This is a genomic window from Enterococcus sp. FR204 (assembly GCF_031143325.1).
In the GTDB taxonomy this organism is placed as follows: Bacteria; Bacillota; Bacilli; order Lactobacillales; family Enterococcaceae; genus Enterococcus_B; species Enterococcus_B faecium.
Genome location: NZ_JAKZIW010000012.1, coordinates 1 through 17,591 on the forward strand (window position 1 = coordinate 1; position 17,591 = coordinate 17,591).

Annotated in this window: 18 protein-coding genes and 1 pseudogene; 16 read left to right on the forward strand and 3 right to left on the reverse strand. The window is 37.4% G+C overall.

The window, feature by feature from the left end; genetic code table 11:
- Nucleotides 1–242 precede the first annotated feature (242 nt).
- The 7 genes from RG571_RS04700 to RG571_RS04730 all read left to right on the forward strand — a co-directional run bounded on the left by RG571_RS04700 (nucleotide 243) and on the right by RG571_RS04730 (nucleotide 7,908).
- Complete coding sequence (locus RG571_RS04700; RefSeq protein ID WP_002287910.1) at nucleotides 243–599, forward strand: iron-sulfur cluster biosynthesis family protein; 357 nt, start codon at nucleotides 243–245, stop codon at nucleotides 597–599.
- A 9-nt stretch (nucleotides 600–608) separates the two neighbouring features.
- Nucleotides 609–1,508, forward strand: coding sequence for a metallophosphoesterase (locus RG571_RS04705; protein ID WP_002343309.1), 900 nt, complete (start codon nucleotides 609–611; stop codon nucleotides 1,506–1,508).
- A 518-nt stretch (nucleotides 1,509–2,026) separates the two neighbouring features.
- Nucleotides 2,027–2,755 (forward strand): WxL domain-containing protein, encoded by a 729-nt coding sequence (locus RG571_RS04710; protein WP_114634894.1) that lies wholly within the window; start codon nucleotides 2,027–2,029, stop codon nucleotides 2,753–2,755.
- 144 nt (nucleotides 2,756–2,899) lie between these two features.
- A complete protein-coding gene (locus RG571_RS04715; protein ID WP_258430249.1) occupies nucleotides 2,900–4,927 on the forward strand; it encodes a MucBP domain-containing protein in 2,028 nt (675 codons plus the stop codon).
- A 107-nt stretch (nucleotides 4,928–5,034) separates the two neighbouring features.
- On the forward strand, nucleotides 5,035–6,132 hold the full coding sequence (locus RG571_RS04720; RefSeq protein WP_114634890.1) for a DUF916 and DUF3324 domain-containing protein: 1,098 nt from the start codon (nucleotides 5,035–5,037) through the stop codon (nucleotides 6,130–6,132).
- A gap of 305 nt (nucleotides 6,133–6,437) precedes the next feature.
- Nucleotides 6,438–6,872, forward strand: a complete 435-nt coding sequence (locus tag RG571_RS04725) for a helix-turn-helix domain-containing protein (protein ID WP_002304045.1) — start codon at nucleotides 6,438–6,440, stop codon at nucleotides 6,870–6,872.
- Between the two features lie 79 nt (nucleotides 6,873–6,951).
- Nucleotides 6,952–7,908, forward strand: a complete 957-nt coding sequence (locus tag RG571_RS04730; RefSeq protein ID WP_258430393.1) for a hypothetical protein — start codon at nucleotides 6,952–6,954, stop codon at nucleotides 7,906–7,908.
- 92 nt (nucleotides 7,909–8,000) lie between these two features.
- Here RG571_RS04730 and RG571_RS04735 read toward each other — a convergent pair.
- Nucleotides 8,001–8,721: pseudogene (locus tag RG571_RS04735) on the reverse strand (MIP/aquaporin family protein).
- A 327-nt stretch (nucleotides 8,722–9,048) separates the two neighbouring features.
- On the opposite strand from RG571_RS04735, the gene RG571_RS04740 reads away from it, so the two are divergent.
- From RG571_RS04740 to RG571_RS04765, 6 genes are all read left to right on the forward strand, one after another.
- Entirely contained in the window at nucleotides 9,049–9,459 is a 411-nt protein-coding gene (locus tag RG571_RS04740) for a CidA/LrgA family protein (RefSeq protein WP_114634888.1), read from the forward strand.
- On the forward strand, nucleotides 9,452–10,153 hold the full coding sequence (locus RG571_RS04745; RefSeq protein WP_002294273.1) for an LrgB family protein: 702 nt from the start codon (nucleotides 9,452–9,454) through the stop codon (nucleotides 10,151–10,153). Before RG571_RS04740 ends, RG571_RS04745 begins: the two co-directional genes overlap by 8 nt.
- Entirely contained in the window at nucleotides 10,153–11,739 is a 1,587-nt protein-coding gene (locus RG571_RS04750; RefSeq protein WP_002321200.1) for a helix-turn-helix domain-containing protein, read from the forward strand. Before RG571_RS04745 ends, RG571_RS04750 begins: the two co-directional genes overlap by 1 nt.
- Before the next feature lie 18 nt (nucleotides 11,740–11,757).
- The gene (locus tag RG571_RS04755; RefSeq protein ID WP_002290506.1) at nucleotides 11,758–11,979 is read left to right on the forward strand and encodes a DUF2829 domain-containing protein; all 222 of its coding nucleotides are present in this window, start codon (nucleotides 11,758–11,760) and stop codon (nucleotides 11,977–11,979) included.
- Nucleotides 11,976–12,737: a 3-oxoacyl-ACP reductase gene (locus RG571_RS04760; RefSeq protein WP_114634886.1), complete on the forward strand. Its 762-nt coding sequence runs from the start codon at nucleotides 11,976–11,978 to the stop codon at nucleotides 12,735–12,737. The genes RG571_RS04755 and RG571_RS04760 overlap by 4 nt, the downstream gene beginning before the upstream one ends.
- Nucleotides 12,738–13,116: 379 nt before the next feature.
- On the forward strand, nucleotides 13,117–13,626 hold the full coding sequence (locus tag RG571_RS04765) for a QueT transporter family protein (RefSeq protein WP_258430391.1): 510 nt from the start codon (nucleotides 13,117–13,119) through the stop codon (nucleotides 13,624–13,626).
- 71 nt (nucleotides 13,627–13,697) lie between these two features.
- On the opposite strand, the gene RG571_RS04770 is transcribed toward RG571_RS04765, so the two are convergent.
- Together RG571_RS04770 and rpsD are read right to left on the reverse strand one after the other, a co-directional pair.
- Complete coding sequence (locus RG571_RS04770; RefSeq protein ID WP_002297927.1) at nucleotides 13,698–14,237, reverse strand: biotin transporter BioY; 540 nt, start codon at nucleotides 14,235–14,237, stop codon at nucleotides 13,698–13,700.
- A 139-nt stretch (nucleotides 14,238–14,376) separates the two neighbouring features.
- Entirely contained in the window at nucleotides 14,377–14,988 is a 612-nt protein-coding gene (gene rpsD / locus RG571_RS04775) for a 30S ribosomal protein S4 (protein WP_002294265.1), read from the reverse strand.
- 261 nt (nucleotides 14,989–15,249) lie between these two features.
- Here rpsD and RG571_RS04780 point away from each other — a divergent pair, with 261 nt between their 5' ends.
- Genes RG571_RS04780 through RG571_RS04790 form a run of 3 tightly spaced genes read left to right on the forward strand, consistent with a single transcriptional unit; the run spans nucleotide 15,250 to nucleotide 17,560 of the window.
- A complete protein-coding gene (locus RG571_RS04780) occupies nucleotides 15,250–16,101 on the forward strand; it encodes a formate/nitrite transporter family protein (RefSeq protein WP_181811517.1) in 852 nt (283 codons plus the stop codon).
- A 27-nt stretch (nucleotides 16,102–16,128) separates the two neighbouring features.
- Nucleotides 16,129–16,767 carry a DNA alkylation repair protein gene (locus tag RG571_RS04785; protein WP_114634880.1) on the forward strand — a complete coding sequence of 213 codons (639 nt, stop codon included), beginning with the start codon at nucleotides 16,129–16,131 and terminating at the stop codon, nucleotides 16,765–16,767.
- A gap of 19 nt (nucleotides 16,768–16,786) precedes the next feature.
- Nucleotides 16,787–17,560, forward strand: a complete 774-nt coding sequence (locus tag RG571_RS04790) for a Cof-type HAD-IIB family hydrolase (protein ID WP_002294261.1) — start codon at nucleotides 16,787–16,789, stop codon at nucleotides 17,558–17,560.
- The last annotated feature ends 31 nt before the right edge of the window (nucleotides 17,561–17,591 follow it).

The window sequence follows — 17,591 nt, forward strand, 5'->3', positions numbered from 1 at the left end:
TTTTTTATAGTATTTTTTGTTATTTAAGAAAGGAATAAGGTTAAACAAATAACAGGTTGCTTTTTGGGTCTTTTTCCGTTCAAGAAACTGAACGAAGAAAAGGGAAAGTTGTCTCTTTTGTGATAAGAGAAATCATAATAAACGAATGACTTACTTTCCAATAAATTGAGAACAGTCAGAACCAGACAAATTAGTTGCATCTGATGAATAAAGTGATTATTCTATGACATGAGGTGATACAGATGAAATTAGAAGTGACAAAAGAAGCACAAGAAGTATTGAAGAATAAATTAGAAGCAGACGATCAACTTTTATTAGATATCGAAAACGGTGACGGTCCATTTGCAGAAAGCCAAGTCAGTTGCCAATTGGACACGGCATTTCGATTGATCATTGTCAAAAAAGATACACAAACAGATCTAAGTCTTTATTCTGTAGTGGCTGATACACCAGTTGGACCAATCAAAATCAAAGACAGTGCAATACTTTACATGGATGATCCATCCACACTTGCTTTAGAACCAACTTATAATAGTTTACAATTAAAAGGACCAAGCGGCTTGAGAAAAGGCAACTTGCAAGTTGTTCGAAAAGACTAGAGGGATAAAATGGGAAATTTGGCAATCATCAGCGACCTACATGTGGACATCAATAAATTCGGCGAACCAGAGCTAATGCAGCTTTGGCAAGTTTTGCAAAAGCACAAAATCACTCGGCTTCATCTAGCCGGAGATACGGCTAATAAAGTAGATCGCTGCCTAGCGGTTGTCGAATTTTTCGCCAATAAAGGATTGTCTACGACATTTCATTTCGGTAATCACGAGTTGGCAGATGTGCCCAATGAACAGATGATGGACCATTTTCCAGACCCACATTTTTTAAATGAACGGTATATTGCTTTAAATGAGCAGACCGTTCTTTTAGGGATGAATGGCTGGTACGACTATCAGTTTTCCGAATTGAAAGATTACGAGGCAATCGTACGAATGAAGCGTTTGTATTGGTATGATCGGTTCATCCAGCGTGGGAAAACAGATCTCGAGGTCAATGCAGAAATGCTTGCAGCTGCAAAAAATTTGCTAGACCAGCTGGAAGCAAAAAAACTTGAGGTGATTTTATCCACTCATTTCGTTCCTAAACGGGCATTTATCATGTATCAATCTGCTCCTTATGAGCGTTGGAACAAATTAAATGCATTTTTAGGATCAGAATCATTCGGAGAATTACTTGACCGTTATTCAAATATCAAACAAGTAGTTTTTGGCCATACGCATCGTCGCTTTGAAGATAAATCCATCGGTCACACGATTTACAGCTGCAGACCTTTTGGTTATTATTATGAATGGCAGCTGACCCGAGATTTTGTCTTGAAAGAACAGCTGTTAGATAGCTATGAACCCATGAAATTACGTGTCCTCTTGCGTGCCCATCATCCGGCCTTTCAAGCTTATCAAACACAACATTTGCAAGAGGAATTTGAACAGGCGATGACAATCGTTCCGTATTGAGACAGCATTAGTAATGTGTAAAAGAAAATACCTTGTAAAACGTAAGGATAAGTAAGAGCAGTAGATCCATTTATCGTGGATATGCTGCTTTTTTTGTGGAAAATAATCAGCGAATGTTTATTTGATCGGATGATTTGTAACTCGCAGAGTACTAGATGCAAGCATTTATTCTTTTTTTGAACGATAATCACAAAAAAAATATAATATACATTTTTTATTTAATTATAATTAATATTGATTGAAGTCTAGGCAGTCAAGTCACATTTTGATAGATAGGAGGGGGACTTACGAATTATTTTAAAGGCTATGACAGCTGTATTTCTAGATTGTGTTTGCATCAAGTTGCAATAAAAACTAGAAATCAAATCGGGCTGATAATCATTTATAACTAATCGATACATAGGACCAAATATAGGTCTATGTTCTTTTATTTCATAAGTATCGTAAAACAGAATTTTGCTATGGATTAATCCAATCGACTGATATGTTTAGTAAATAAAGAAAGAGGAATGTCAATAATGAAAAAAGAAATCGTATTAACAGCAACAACGATGTTATTCAGCATGGTAGCAAGTACGACTTTTGTTTCTGCAACTGAAGTATACCCAAAGGAATATAACACAGAAGGAACGATTACATTTGAAGCAGGAGATGAGGGTGTAACTCCTCCTGTTGATCCAGAGAATCCTGATCCCAATAAACCTGTCGATCCATCAGATCCTCCAAGCCCTGGAACAGGAGGGGCATTATCGATTGATTATGGATCAAAATTCAAATTTGGGACTCAAAAAATTTCTACTGCGGATAAAACGTATTATGCAGCTGCTGATGTGATGAACGATGGGTCTAGAAAACCGACATATGTCCAAGTGACAGATAGGAGAGGTACCTTATCTGGGTGGAAATTAAGTGTCTCTCAACCAGAACAGTTTAAAACTGCCAGTGGGGATGAACTAGTTGGAGCACAGCTGAAATTTACGAAAGGGCAGGCTGTTTCTTTGGTCGATCCAACATATACGCCGGAAACGGTGAATTCTGAATTAACGTTGACACCGGGAGGAAACAATACGTTAGCAATTAATGCTAAATCAGGAACAGGTGTGGGGACTTGGGTCTATCGATTTGGTGCAAATGAAAATGAAAATCAAGATGCGGTACAGCTTTCGGTACCTGGTACATCTGTCAAGTTAGCGCAACAATATTCCACTAAATTAGTTTGGACATTAGAAGATACACCTAACAACTAGTTTACTGAAAAGAACTGTTAAAAATAAATACGTAGTCATATTGTCTTGCGAGGTAATCGAGCAAAAATTGTCAAAGGCTAGGCTAAATTTGTTTGGATACGAATAGTTCATCTAGGAATTTAACGATCAGGAGGAAAAGATATATTGAAAAAGAGGAGGATCGTGCTCATTTTAAGCAGTCTCTTAGTGACTAATATCTTTCCGATCATAGGGTACTCTTTGGAATTGAATCAGTTGGAGCATGGAAATAGAAGAGACGAAGAAAGCAAACTCACTTCGACATTCGACAGTTTAATAGAATCCAACCAGACACAAGAAAGCAGTGAGGATTTAAGTATTTCGAGTAGTGGAGAGACCACTGACAACGTAGAAGCTGAGGGTTCGGACAAACAAGGACTGGAAGATGCACCAATTTCTGCGGTTGAGCTGCCTGACGATCCCAATATTATTTCTATCGATAAAATTTTTCAAACACCTATCGGTACTAGTACGTCCATATTGGAAAATGGGAAGTTACTGCAGTTGAACCCAGCAGAAAGGTCTCAAAGAGGAGCTATTTGGTCAAATAAGAAGATTAGTTTACTCTCGGATTTTACATTTAAATCTTATTTATACTTAGGAAATCAACGAGATAGAGCGGGAGATGGCATGACCTTTACATTGACTGGCGATCCTAGAATGGCTAGTAATCCCAGTCAAGTTATTGGATCGCCAGGTATGGGAATTGGCTCATATTCTACTCGTTCTGGCCAACCTTACATTGCGAATGCGCTCTCGATTGAGTTTGATACGTATAAAAATAGTGGTTCTTCTGATCGAATGGATCGAGAGATAACTGCTGATAATAGAGGGCATGGACATGTCGCTTTTGTCACGCCTAAACCAAATAATAATAATTATTCTGGAGAGCATACTGGCGTGACGGTAGCTCCTACATTTCTTTCTAATGGCACATGGCGCTTGTTAATAATTAAATGGGACGCGGAGCAAAGAAGTCTTACTTATGATTTGGAAGGTGTCGGTCGCTCTTCTCGGATTATACCTGATCTCATTAGGCAGTTCGGTTCTACAGAAGTAAATTGGGGGTTTACTTCTTCAACAGGTACTTTTTTTCAAGAAAATGCTGTCGCTGTCACGCGACTTCCATCGAATGTCACATCAACAGCTGATGTAAAAGTCAACGATAGTGATTATGGGGCCATCGCTGAAGCTGGAGGAAACGATAAGATAACTATCAGAAATACATTGAAGGTCGAGGGGGATTTTCTTGAATATAAGAAAATGCAGACTAGTATCGACCTCCCACAAGAATTAACTATTCCCGAGCATATCTTGATCAATGGAAATCAAATTGATGCCAAAGATATCTTGATAACCGGAAATCGAGTCACGCTAAATCTGACAGATTATTTTATTGCTGGAGATACGTTAATAATCGAATTGGAGACAACTTTGCAGGAAGTAATTCCTGAAAAAGTACTCACTATGCATTTTAAATACCTTGAAAACGAGAATTTGATTGAGCAATCGAATGAAATAAACCTAAAGATCGCAAAGCTGAAGGAGATAGATATCCATGTTTATTATAAAGATAAAGACAGTCAGATTGATATTGCTGAAATGAAAACAATCACTGGGAAAATAGGAGAGAAGTATAAAGAAACTCCTATTGATATTGAAGGGGATGTTTTTGACTCGGATTCAGCGAATACAGAAGGCATCTTCTCCGAAAATACAGAGGATATCTATTTTTATTACAGAAAAGGCAAACTTTATCTCTCAACTGCTCCTCAATATGTCAATTTTGGAAAACATAAAATATCCAGTAGACCATTAAGTGAATTCGGACAGTTTTCAGGTGGGTTGAAAATTATAGATGAACGGGCTTTTGGAAGTTGGAAATTACAATTGAAACAAGAGAAAGTTCTTACAAATGGAGATTTTGAGCTTCCAGAAGCTCTTTCCTTTGTTACCTCTGAAAATACAACGGTTATAGGGACATCCGCTGTTACGATTTTCGAAAGTGATCAAAAGGGTGAAAGCGATTTGTCCTCTCTTTTAGATTCTACAGCTCATCGTGGAATCAGAATAGATATTCCTGTAGAAAACCAAAGAATCGGAACCTTTGAGGGGAAACTATCTTGGATACTTGCAGATGTCCCAGGAAATTAACAGGAAGAGAAGAATATAACAAAATTATTGAGTTTCAAGAAGGGCACAGGTACCATAGGCTCTTGTGTCCCACAGAGACAAGATTTTGTTATAGTCTTCTCTTACATATGATTAAAGGAGCGATTTTCTTGAGACCAAAACAACAATTATTTATAACACTCCTAGTTATTTTAGGGGCACTTTTTAACAATATATCAGTGTCAGCTAGTGCATTTAATTTTTCAGTGACGCCGATAACTTCAGAGAATCAAATCGACAAGAGAAAAACTTACTTCGATCTTCAACTTGATCCGGATCAGGAAGTAGAAGTAAAAGCGGAATTGAGAAATGATACAGAAAAAGAAGTGAAAATCGATATTTCTGTGAATAGCGCAACCACCAATTCAAACGTGATGGTTGAATACGGAAAAAACGAGATTGAAAAAGACATGAGCCTGATCTTTGATCTGGTAGATTATGTGAGCTATCCACAGATAGTGACGCTAAAACCTAAAAGTGTCCAAACTGTTGCTTTTCATGTCAGGATGCCGAATGAGCGATTTGATGGTGTATTGGCTGGTGGGATCACATTCCAAGAAATCCAGACGGAAAAGGACCAAACAGAAACTAAGGATCAAAGCTTATCGATTGAGAATGAATACACCTATATTATTGCTTTGTTGATGCGACAGACACTGAACGAAGTTGCTCCGAACCTTACTCTTCATGAAGTTAAACCAGATCAAATCAATGCAAGAAATGTCATCTTAGCAAACGTTCAAAATGATCAAAAAACTTACATCAATCAAGTAATTATTGAAACAAAAATTACAAAAAAAGGACATTCTAAAGTTTTATATCGAGAAGAAAAAGAAGCGTTGCAGATTGCTCCGAATACAAATTTTTCTTTTCCAACTGCTTTAAATGGTCAACCGCTAACCCCAGGTGAATATCACCTTACAATGACTATTTTAGGAAATGAAAATGAAAATGGAAAATTTTCGAGAAAAAAAGGAAATACTACGATCAACTATACCAATCAATGGGTATTTGAAAAAGATTTTACAATAGAAGGAAAAGTAGCCAAGGAATTGAACACGACGGACGTTACGATTAAAAAAGATAATAATTGGATTTATATCTTAGTAGCTTCACTTTTCTTATTGTTTATTTTATTATGCATACTTTTGTTTGTTTTGAGAAAAAAAGAAGAGAAAGAAAAGTAAGGTTAAGATAACAAATAGTAAATTTTTATTATTGTAGGATGGTTGGGCTCTTTTTATAATAATATAGAATATACCATTTTATTAATAAAAATGCATACTAGTAAATGATATAATTCTTATAACAGGTTTGATCGCGAGAAAGGCCAAATAAAACGCTCTCCAAAATGTTAAAAAAAAGACAGGACGATGTATATTATACAAACAAGAATCGCTGACAACAGTGACTCGGATCCAGGAAATTAGTTTTATCCCAGCTAGTTGGTGAATGCATGGAAAGTAATATACGTAGAAAGAGCTGATGACTAATGAATTATGAGTTTTTTTTAAGCAAAGAAGATCACAGAAGTTATTCATTACTTAAATATTTAGAAGCAAGCTCAAATTTATCAGAGTCAATATCGAATGTTCAAGAAGAGTTGTCGCTATCGACATTTCTCTTGAAAAAAACAATCGATAAGCTGAAACATGATTTACAAAAGTTCGATCTAGAGAAAAATTTGCGAGTAACCGTCAGTGAATTGGATATATGTCTGGAAATTAATGGAAAATGTTCTAGCAAAGCTCTGTTATCTCGTTATATAACGGATTCTTTATCTATGAAAATGGTATTGGCTTTCTTTCAGGAAAAATATATCTCAGTAGAAAATTTTGCTAAACAGCATCACGTGAGTTATTCTGTGGCTTATAAAGTATTACAAAGACTAAAAAGAAATCTTAAAAAATATCAAATTTTTTTTTGAAAAGAGAAAGTTGACAGGGAATCCTAAAAACATTCGGCTTTTTTTATATAATCTTTTTAACTCAACAGAGATAAGTTTTGTGGAATTGTATACGCTACCTATAATTATAAAAACAGAAAAAATGTTAAAAGATTTAAAACAGTATTATCCTCTGTCTGCTTATGAAAAAAAGAAATTATTCCACTTTTTAGCAATCAACCTGTTGGCTGAACAAGCTGATTCTTTAGATATTGCTAGCAATCAGTCGCTATTTTTTTCGGATATAGGATTTTACCACTTAAAAGGAGTATTAGGAGAAAAATCCGTTATTTTTATCAATAAGACACTCTCTTGGCTTTATCTTCATGATAAATTGGATCAAAAATACTTGAAAAAAAATGAAGATGAAACAATCGAATGGTTGAATGAACGATTCATTGAAAGTTTTGAAAATCAGTTTAATCTGTTGCGAGAAGAGACGAGCCAATTGATCCGAAGAGAGTTAACCAAAATACATTTTAAACTTTTGCATTACACTATTAATAAAGCTGATGAATTTCCACTTGATGTTTCTTTTTTTAGAGAAAACTATCCAGCATTTTATTGCTATTTGATAGAGTATATAAATGATCTAACGTCAAAACGCAAAGAGTTGCTTCAAGATAAATTTTTTCTTTTTTTCATTTATTTATTATTATTGATCAATCACATACCCGTTCAACTGATTTCTGAACCAGTAAAGATCATCATCGATTTTTCTTATGGTGCTGCCTATAATCAATTTATCAAGAAAAATTTAAGCTTGTACATTAATCTGAACACGGAGGTGATAGAGGCAGGAAAGCCTGAGTTCCCAGATGTTATAATCACGAATAGGAATAATCTATATGAAGAAAGTGCATCTCAAGTAGTGGTTTGGCTCGATCCGCCAAGAGCAGTAGACTGGGGGAATCTTACAAAGATTTTGTTGACTATCCAAGAAGAGAAATACAAAGACAGCAAAATTGACAAGCAAATAGACGATTTTCCTGAAGAAATCATCGACAGGATCGAATAGTGAACTTCTTTTAGAAAGTCCGACTGCTTTTTCTAAAAATAAAAAAACTTGGTACGCAATCGCTGTACCAAGTTTTTTTATTTAGCTTTTGATTAAGCCATAAATAATAATTTATATAAGAATACTGCTACGACACCAGCACAGATAGGTGCTACAACTGGTACCCATGCATATCCCCATTGAGAAGAACCTTTATGTTGCGTGTACAAGACGTGGAGCAAAGTCGCGGGCTGGGTTTAGTCCAGGTCCTGTAGGACCACCAAGTGAAGCAACTAATGTCCATACAAGGAAACCGAGTGCTAAGTGAGCTGTACCAAGATTATCTTGGAAGAATGGTGCTTTTGTAATACCTAGGGCACCAAAGAATAAAACGAATGAACCAAAGAATTCATTGACGAAACCATTGAATTTAGAACCAACGCTGTTGATTGTTGAGAATGTACCTAACACATGGTTTACGTCTTCTGTTTGGTCGTAGTAAGGTTTGTAACAAGCTACTACGATCAATTGTCCAATCGCTGCACCAATCAATTGTGCAATGATATAAGGAACAACTTCAGCCCAAGGGAATAGACCATTAGATGCTAAAGCAATTGTAAATGCTGGGTTGATGTGGTTACCGCTGATTCCACCAAAAATCATTGCTGGCATCATAACCCCGAATCCATACCCGACAGCAATCAGCATCCAGTCACTGCCATATCCTTTTGTACCTTTTAAATCTACGTTTGCTACAGCACCGTTACCTAGAACGATTAGTAATGCTGTACCAATCATTTCCGCCGCAAGACGGGTCATTAGTGAGTAATCCATAAATACCTCCAAAAGTTATAAAAATGCAAAAAAAAAAGAAACATCAACACGAAAAGCATCGGTGCAGTGTTTCGTGTCGGAAGGATTTCTGCAGTCTTAACAAATGTGAATAAAAAAATGAATTCCATTACTTATAAGAAACCAGACCAACAGTAAAACTCCAACTCTTTTTAAAAGTTCTCCACAAATCACCAAGCTTAACTATAAATATACCAAAAAAAAAACGTTTTTTTTTCTCAAAAATTGTATCTTAGAAACAGCATGTTTTGAAACTTTCAGAAAAGGTTTGTTAGTAAAATGAAAGCTATACGTAAGGAGTGTTGTTTGATGAAATTTTTTCAAGAGTTTTTCATTATTATTTTCTTTTCTGTATTAGGAGAAGGCATACGGATTTTTGCTCATTTACCTATTCCTGGAAGTATCTTAGGTATTCTTTTTTTATTTTTAGCATTTGAAATGCATCTTGTTGATCCTGAAAAAATCGGAGCAACTGGTGATTTTTTATTGAATAATCTAGCTATTTTATTTGTTCCTGCTGGTGTAGGTTTATTGGAATATTTTGATGATATTGCTTCGATATGGCCTGTTTTACTGGGAGCAGTCGTCGTGTGTTCCATCGTCACGATGGTTGCAGCGGGAAAAACGGCAGAAGGTGTAGAAGCTTTGCTGGGCTATGTCCGTAAGAGAAAAGCAGGAAGGGTATCTGTAAACGAAATGGAGGAAAATCAAATTGACTGAGTTTTTTGTGAATCCACTATTTGGCTTAAGTTTGACTTTAGGAGTGTATGTATTATCTGATAAATTTTTGCGGAAATATAAACTGCCTGTTTTGAATCCTCTCGTATTATCGATTGTTGTTATTATCTTATTTTTGCATTTTTCTGGGATCAGCTATAAAGACTATAATATCGGGGGCAATTTTTTGACTATGCTGATTACTCCTGCGACAGTGGCACTTGCCATCCCTCTTTATAAAAACTTCCGTTTACTGAAAGAGAATTTTTATCCTGTAATGGCTGCGATTTTAGCAGGAATAGTCGCAAATTGCTTGGTTAGTGTAGGGTTCGGTTATTTCTTCTCTCTTCATAAAGAGATGGTGATCTCATTACTACCTAAATCTGTAACGACGGCTATTTCTGTCGATTTATCTCATACGATGGGCGGGGTGAATGCCGTGACACTTGCTATTGTTGTCTCTACAGGTATTTTTGGTTCGCTGATCGCCACTCATATTTTCCGCCTATTCAAGATCGAAAGTCCAGTTGCTCGCGGTGTGGCGTTAGGAAGTACTTCTCATGCTATTGGTACAGCAAAAGCAATCGAGATTGGCGAAATAGAAGGAATCATTTCCGGACTTGCGATATGCGTCAACGGAATATTGACCGTTTTATTGCTACCGTTATTCTTTCAGCCTTTTGCTGGCTTGTTTTGATGCGGAAACCACTATTTTATGCTACAATAACCAAAACGTTCGAGCATAAAAAAGGAGGGAAAGACGTGTATTTGTCTTCCGAGTATCTTAAACAATTTGATAAAGATCTATATTATAAGATTCTCCTCCTAGAAAGTTTTGAGGATCAAGCTTGGCATACCGCTGCACAATTAGCGCAAGTTGTTCAGCTGGATGCCCGCAGCGTGTCGAAATACCTGAACGAGCTGTCTAAAAACTATCAGCAGTTTAGCGGTAAGACACACCCTTTGTTTACAAAAAATCACCGTTCTGGTTATAACTTTTATGATACGCTCGATTCAATTGAACATGAGCGTTTTTTGATCTATCTCGTGCAAAGTACGCTGAAATTCCAGTTGCTGCACGACATTTTTTTTGAAGAATTCCATACAATGTACCAATTTGCGCAAAAGCATTACATTAGTGAATCTACTGCTCATCGAAAAATCAATGAATGGAAACAGCAACTGCAAACTTACGGAATTCGGCTGCAACGAGGTACATATATCGCTCAAGGCGAAGAAGAAATCATTCGACTTTACTTGCATATGACATTCTGGCAGTTGTTTCGAGGGAAAATCTGGCCATTTGAAACGATTTCTCAAATGGACGTAAAGAATATGGCAGAACATATCATGGCTTTTTTTAATGTTCGTCTGAACGAGATCAAAAAAAGACGATTGGAATATATGCTAGGTGCCTTTTTTTTAAGAAAATCACAGAAGCATTATGTGGTATTGAATGAGAAAAAAAGACGACTGATTTCTGACAATCTGTTGTTCCAGCGATTTTGCCAAGTCATGGAGCCGGTATTTCCTAATTATTTTCAAGTAGAAGACGAGTTAGGCGCATTATTTCTTGTACTGATGACTCGTGAAGAATATTATAGTGATCCTAAGATACGGAAGAAAATTTTTGATTTTCATCAACAAGCAAAAACACCGCCCTTTACAGCCCTTTCAGAAGCAAAAGCCGCTCTTTCTCTTTATCAGGAAGAGCAGGGGCTGCCAGCAGAAAATCTAACCTTCGAGGCAGAAAACTATTTATTCAGCAGTCATTTTTTCGCCTATCTTTTTCCTAATGCGAAAGAAACGATTGATGGCAATAGTAGTGATTTTATTAATCATTTAGTCATTGAAAACAAGGAATTGAAACAATGGCTCGTACATTTTTTTGAAAGTAGACACAAACATCCCAATCATCTGGCATTTAAAAATCATGCTTTTTTGATGGGAAGGTATCTGACTGTGTTTAAAACATTAGGAGCATTTACTCCGCAACTTCCAAAGATCACGATTCTTTTAATGACAGATTTCCCATTATTTGAAGAGCAACTGTTAGAGGAGGGGTTACGGACATTTTTCCGTAATGAGTATCAGCTGATTTTTCTGCCAACAGATTATCGGGGGAGAGAAGTTGATCTTCTGATTTCGACAAGTAAAGTCCACCGCAAACCATGGGCGGATCTTGACTATTTTATTGTGACCGAAGAACTAAAATTAATTGATTACATCCAACTATCTCAAAAATTTGAAATGATTCAAAAACAAAAACTATTAAAACAATAACAAAGAAGGAGAAAAAAGATGACATTTGAAGAAATTTTACCAGAATTGAAAAAAGGTGCAAAGATTATTCGTAAAGGATGGAGTGGATTTGAACTTTACGTTGTTCTCGTATCCGATGATGAATTTGATGGCTGTCCGGTGACACCGTACTTATTGATCAAAACAAGTGACGAAGGTTTTTCCAGCTTCGCTCCTACAGTTTGTGATATTTTAGCAGATGATTGGGCGATCGTAGAATGAAAAATCAGTATCCAGATCTAGCTAAACAGGTTGTATTTATCACAGGAGCTGCTTCTGGAATTGGTGCTGCGCAAGCCCGAGCGTTTCTTGAACAAGATGCTTTTGTATTTGGATTAGATCAAAAGTTCGGTAAGATGGAAGAACTTTCTTTGCGGTTTCCTGAAACTTTTGCCTACGCACTAGGTGATGTTCGACAAATGAAGGAACTCCAACAAGCGGTATCGAAATGCCAGGATCGTTTTGGTGAAGTTACGATTTTACTGAATACAGCGGGGATATTGGATGCCTACAAACCCTTGATGGAAACTGACGAATCGCTGTGGGATCTGATTTATGAGACGAATGTGAAAAGCATGTATCAGCTGACAAAAATCATCCTTCCTGATATGATCTGCCAAAAAAGCGGAACGATCATCAATATGACTTCGATTGCTGGCTTGATTGCTGGTGGAGGTGGGATCGCTTATACAAGCGCGAAACATGCGATTGTCGGATTTACCAAACAACTCGCTCTGGATTACGCAGGACAGGGTATCCGAGTAAAAGGAATTGCTCCAGGAGCCATCCAAACACCAATGAATGCGGCTGATTTTGAAGGGAAAGGTGAGATGGCAGAGTGGGTGGCAAATGAAACACCAGTCAAGCGATGGGCACAGCCGGAAGAAGTAGCTGAGCTGACGTTATTTCTTGCCTCTCCTCAAGCAAGCTACATACAAGGAACGATCATCCCAATCGACGGCGGATGGTTGTTAAAATAACCTTGTGTTTTTTTCAAGCTTCTATATGATAAAACTAAAGAGAGAAACAACGGTTGATGATAAAAAAAGTCGATGACTGTTCCCGACATTCGATGCCGAACAACCAGTTCAAAAAATTCTTTTTAATAATCGTTAATATTCGAAACTAAGCGGCTTTTCACGACCTTTTGATATAAACGGTGTTCAAAAGCTTGCAACTGCGGTAACAAGTCCAGCCAAATGAAAAATATGAGGAGCTATTTTTATTTGACTGTTCTTATTACTTGTTGCAGGGCAGCTTTTTCACTACCTTCTGCGGCACTTCAGTTGGAATTTTCTTCCCATCCTTTGGTCGCAGTCATTACCAAGATAAAATTATCTTGCAAAGGAGAAATAGAACATGGAAAAAAATAATACCCGTTCAGCCAAACGCTGGACAACGACAGATGTGACTCGGATGGCGCTAGTCACTGGTTTATATGTGGCAGTGACGCTGGTTTTGTCTGTCTTTAGCTTTGGAATGATTCAGATTCGTCTCTCGGAGATGTTCAACTATCTGTCCTTGTATAACAAAAGATACATCGTCGCGGTAACAGCGGGAGTAGCTTTGGCTAATATTGCTTCTCCTCTTGGACTGATAGATGTTGTAGTAGGAAGCGTCAGCACGCTGCTTGTATTGCTTACCAACTATAAAATCACTAGTCGCATCAAAAACATGAAAATCAAAATGGCTGTGACAGCATGCGTATTTGCTTTTTCCATGTTTACAGTAGCTGGTCAGCTAACGATTTTATATCAACTACCTTTTTTCTTGAATTGGTGGGTGATTGCTTTAGGAGAATTGGCATCAATGATTATCGGTGGGATAATTATTTATTGGATCGGTAAAAAAGTGGATTTGTCAAAATAAAGATCTGTTTAATTTAATATATGGCAGCGTGGAAGAGACTTTGAGTCTCTTCTTCCATGCTGCTTTTTTGATTAATTTGTATGAAGAAATCGATTTAGCCGTTTTTTCATCAAGATACCGATATAAGCTGCTCCAGTTGCCTTGATTGCTTCCGGCAGTAAAAACGGCAGTAGTCCACTGGCAAATGCAGTTGTAAAAGTAAGATCACCACTTATTTTCAGCCAGATCGTTCCGCAGATCAATGCAGCAAGAGAGCCCATTAGATTGGCAAAGATTGCATATAAGTAATGAGCATCCGTTCTTTCGATCATCCAACCAGTTATCCACGTTTGTAAGAGAAATCCAATCAAATATCCGCCAGTTGGCCCAAATAAAACAGCTATACCTCCAGTCATCCCTGAAAATACAGGAAGACCAATCAAGCCAAGTAAAAGATAAACTGCAACAGATATCAATCCTAGTTTTCTTCCGAGAAAAGTTGCTGTTAATCCAATAGCAAATGTTTGCCCTGTCAAAGGAACCAAACCAAAAGGAATGGTCATCTGAGAAAGGACAGAAATAATCGCGGCAAATTCCGCAGCAAGTATCAATTCTTTCAACGTTCGGTTCATAATGTCCTCTTTTCGTTAACTTAATATTTTTATTTGGTTAACGAAATTGTAAAACAAAGTGATTGCTTTGTAAATAGAAAATATAAAAAAAGACCAGCTATCCAATAGATAGCGGTCTTTTTCAAGAAAGCTTTTGAAATTATAAGCTTTGGTTGTAGTATTCAACGACAAGAGCTTCGTCGATTTCTGGATATAGTTCGTCACGTTCTGGTAAACGAGTCAATGAACCTTCCAATTTTTCAGCGTCAAAGCTTACGAATGCTGGGCGTCCAACAGTTGCTTCTACAGCTTCTTTTACTGTTACGATGTTTTGTGATTTTTCACGAACTGAGATAACTTGACCCACTTCTACGTGGTATGAAGGGATATCAACGCGTTTGCCATCAACTAAAATGTGACCATGGTTAACTAATTGACGTGCTTGACGACGAGTCGTTGCAAGTCCTAAACGGTAAACAACATTGTCTAAACGTTGTTCTAGTAAGATCATGAAGTTAACACCATGTTTACCTTCTTTGATTTTGCTAGCTTTTACGAACAAGTTACGGAATTGACGTTCGTTCATTCCGTACATGTGACGAAGTTTTTGTTTTTCAGTTAATTGCATGCCGTATTCTGATTGTTTGCCACGGCTGTTAGGTCCATGTTGACCTGGTGCGTAAGGGCGACGTGCTAATTCTTTTCCTGTGCCTGACAATGAGATGCCTAAGCGACGAGAAATTTTCCATGATGGTCCTGTATAACGAGACATTAAAATTTCCTCCAATGAATATAAGTTTTTGGAGTAAAATAATCCGTTGAAAAATTCATAATCATATAGTTTGTTCTTCAATCTTCACCTTTGCAGCCGCGGTTACACAATCGAACCCGAGACGGGGCAACAAACTAGGGATGAGTTATTATTTTTCTGCTGCATTATTTTACACAAACTACAGTATATGATAGATCATCCATAAATGTCAAGATAATTAGTACATAAAAACGCTTTACAAACCTAGGCTGTCTTTATAAAATGAGAGGGTATGTGCAAATGGAAAAAAGCGAAGGAAGTTTAAGGAGAAAATCAATGAATCCGGTATCACCATTATTTGAGAAAATCGATGCTTCAATTGAAAAGAAGGCGAATCTTTTTGAAAACAGCTTTTCACGTTACGCTGTTCGAGCGGTTCTCGCCTGTTTGTTTTTGACTTTAGGAACGGCTGTGGCATTTGCGATCGCGATGAAGGGGGAAGATATCGCGCATGGTCTAGGAAAGATTTTATACGCATTTATGTTCAGCTGGGGTCTGGTCATGATTCTATACATGAACGCCGAATTAGGAACATCGAATATGCTTTATATGACCGTGGGTGTTTTTCGGCAGAGACTTGCTTTAAGTAAGGCAGCCAAGATTCTATTTGCCTGTATTTTTTTCAATATGATTGGCGGTATGTTATGTGGATTTCTTATTTCTATGACTACGCCATTTCAAGATTTAACGTTGGACAACTTTATGTTAGAATCAATAGCAGTAAAACTAGCAAAACCTGCAGCAACGATTTTGGTGGAAGGGATGTTTGCGAATATCGTTGTCAATACCGCTGTACTGATCAGCATGCGGATGAAAGAGGATGCCGGGAAAGTGATCACAGTCGTATTCATCATTTTCATTTTTGCTTTTTTAGGATATGAACACGTGATAGCGAATTTTCTTGCCTTTACGCTTGCTTACTTTGCTTCTCACGGACAGATGGATGGAATGACAGTCAGCAATGTGTTACATAATTTGTTTTTTGCTTTGGCAGGAAATTATATTGGTGGCGGTTTAGTAATGGGACTGGGATATGCTTGGCTGAATCAGTCAAAATCATCCTATGTGGACTAAAAAGTCGTTCATTAAAGGGGAAGTGCCATGGAAGTTTTAATTTTTCCAAAAAATGAGGAAAAAGCGTTACAAATGGAAAAGTACATGAAAAATCTTTTTTCCTTTGCTGGAGTACCTAAGCCGGAACGCGCTCTTTTACAACAACCGTTACTGGATGAGAGCAAAAATTTATCTATTTCTGAAGTTTTAGCTTTTGTTTATTATTATTATTATGAACAAATCGAAAGAGAGTATCAGTATGTAGCAATCGATTTAGTCCAGAAAAACATCAAACGGCTTACATTTGAAGACTTAGTCGTATTGTTGCCACTAGTTCAGAAAAAAGAATGGTGGGACAGCATCGACTCTTGGAGAAAAGTATACAGCACATGGTGTAAAGCCTACCCAGAGCAGCGTGAAGAAGTCTTTCAATTGTTTGAAAAAAAGGAAGATTTTTGGCTACGTCGAATAGCAATCACGTTGCAATTAGGTTATAAACAGCAAACAGACACAGGACTATTGATCCGAGCAATAGACGAAGATCGTCAAACAAAGGAATTCTTTATCCAAAAAGCAATTGGTTGGGCATTACGCGATTACAGTAAGACCGATGCCGATTGGGTAAAAAGACAGCTGACAACAGATTTGAGTAAGTTAGCTGTTCGAGAGGCAAGTAAGTATTTATAAGAAAGCGAGACGACAAGAGATGAGACGCAAATTATTTGCTTTTGATATTGATGGAACGTTGTTAGATTCAAACAAACAAGCTTTAGATAGCACGAGAGAAGCATTGGAAAAATTACGCAAAGCCGGTCATCTGGTCACGATTGCTACAGGGCGGAGCCGATTTCATGCGCAAGAGATCATTCGCGATCTTGATTTTACGAACTACATTTTATGTAATGGAGCGGCCGGTTTTTTAGACCATGAACAAGTATATAAGAATTTACTAGATCGCGACCAGTTGGATGCGTTCGTTCAAGAAGCGCATCATGAGCAGATCGATACAGCTTTTGTCAGCTTAGACAATATCAAGCGTTCTTCTTCCAATGATGTAACGGTGATGGAAGAAGCGATGCATTCTTTCGGTGCTGTCTTGCCTGAATTAGATCAGTTTTTTGCAGAGGAACAAGAAATATACCAAGCGTTAGCATTTTTCGATCAAACATATGATGGGAAGTTCTCTTCATATGATAAAATTCGATTTGTCCGCTGGCATGAGAACAGTGTAGATGTCGTACCTAAAAATGGTTCTAAAGCAGCGACAATTCTGCACTTAGCAGAACAAGTAGGCATCCCTCATGAAGACATCATCAGCTTTGGCGATGGACAAAACGACCGTGAAATGTTGCGTATGTCAGGAATTGGGATAGCTATGGGGAATGCTGTGCCAGAAGTACAAGCAGAAGCTAAGATGGTCACTGATACAAACGATCAGGATGGAATTTGGAAGGCATTGAAAGAGTTAAGCGTGATTTAAAAGAGGTTGTGAAAAAGCTGTTCTGCATCAA

Bases quoted from the DNA above. Each gene is read 5' to 3' on its own strand.
- RG571_RS04780 (WP_181811517.1), top strand. From the start codon at position 15,250: ATGAGAGGGTATGTGCAAATGGAAAAAAGCGAAGGAAGTTTAAGGAGA.
- RG571_RS04770 (WP_002297927.1), bottom strand. From the start codon at position 14,237: ATGAACCGAACGTTGAAAGAATTGATACTTGCTGCGGAATTTGCCGCG.
- RG571_RS04720 (WP_114634890.1), top strand. From the start codon at position 5,035: ATGATTAAAGGAGCGATTTTCTTGAGACCAAAACAACAATTATTTATA.
- RG571_RS04740 (WP_114634888.1), top strand. From the start codon at position 9,049: ATGAAATTTTTTCAAGAGTTTTTCATTATTATTTTCTTTTCTGTATTA.
- RG571_RS04760 (WP_114634886.1), top strand. From the start codon at position 11,976: ATGAAAAATCAGTATCCAGATCTAGCTAAACAGGTTGTATTTATCACA.
- RG571_RS04705 (WP_002343309.1), top strand. From the start codon at position 609: ATGGGAAATTTGGCAATCATCAGCGACCTACATGTGGACATCAATAAA.
- RG571_RS04790 (WP_002294261.1), top strand. From the start codon at position 16,787: ATGAGACGCAAATTATTTGCTTTTGATATTGATGGAACGTTGTTAGAT.
- RG571_RS04700 (WP_002287910.1), top strand. From the start codon at position 243: ATGAAATTAGAAGTGACAAAAGAAGCACAAGAAGTATTGAAGAATAAA.
- RG571_RS04785 (WP_114634880.1), top strand. From the start codon at position 16,129: ATGGAAGTTTTAATTTTTCCAAAAAATGAGGAAAAAGCGTTACAAATG.
- RG571_RS04755 (WP_002290506.1), top strand. From the start codon at position 11,758: ATGACATTTGAAGAAATTTTACCAGAATTGAAAAAAGGTGCAAAGATT.
- RG571_RS04725 (WP_002304045.1), top strand. From the start codon at position 6,438: ATGAATTATGAGTTTTTTTTAAGCAAAGAAGATCACAGAAGTTATTCA.
- rpsD (WP_002294265.1), bottom strand. From the start codon at position 14,988: ATGTCTCGTTATACAGGACCATCATGGAAAATTTCTCGTCGCTTAGGC.
- RG571_RS04765 (WP_258430391.1), top strand. From the start codon at position 13,117: ATGGAAAAAAATAATACCCGTTCAGCCAAACGCTGGACAACGACAGAT.
- RG571_RS04750 (WP_002321200.1), top strand. From the start codon at position 10,153: ATGCGGAAACCACTATTTTATGCTACAATAACCAAAACGTTCGAGCAT.
- RG571_RS04710 (WP_114634894.1), top strand. From the start codon at position 2,027: ATGAAAAAAGAAATCGTATTAACAGCAACAACGATGTTATTCAGCATG.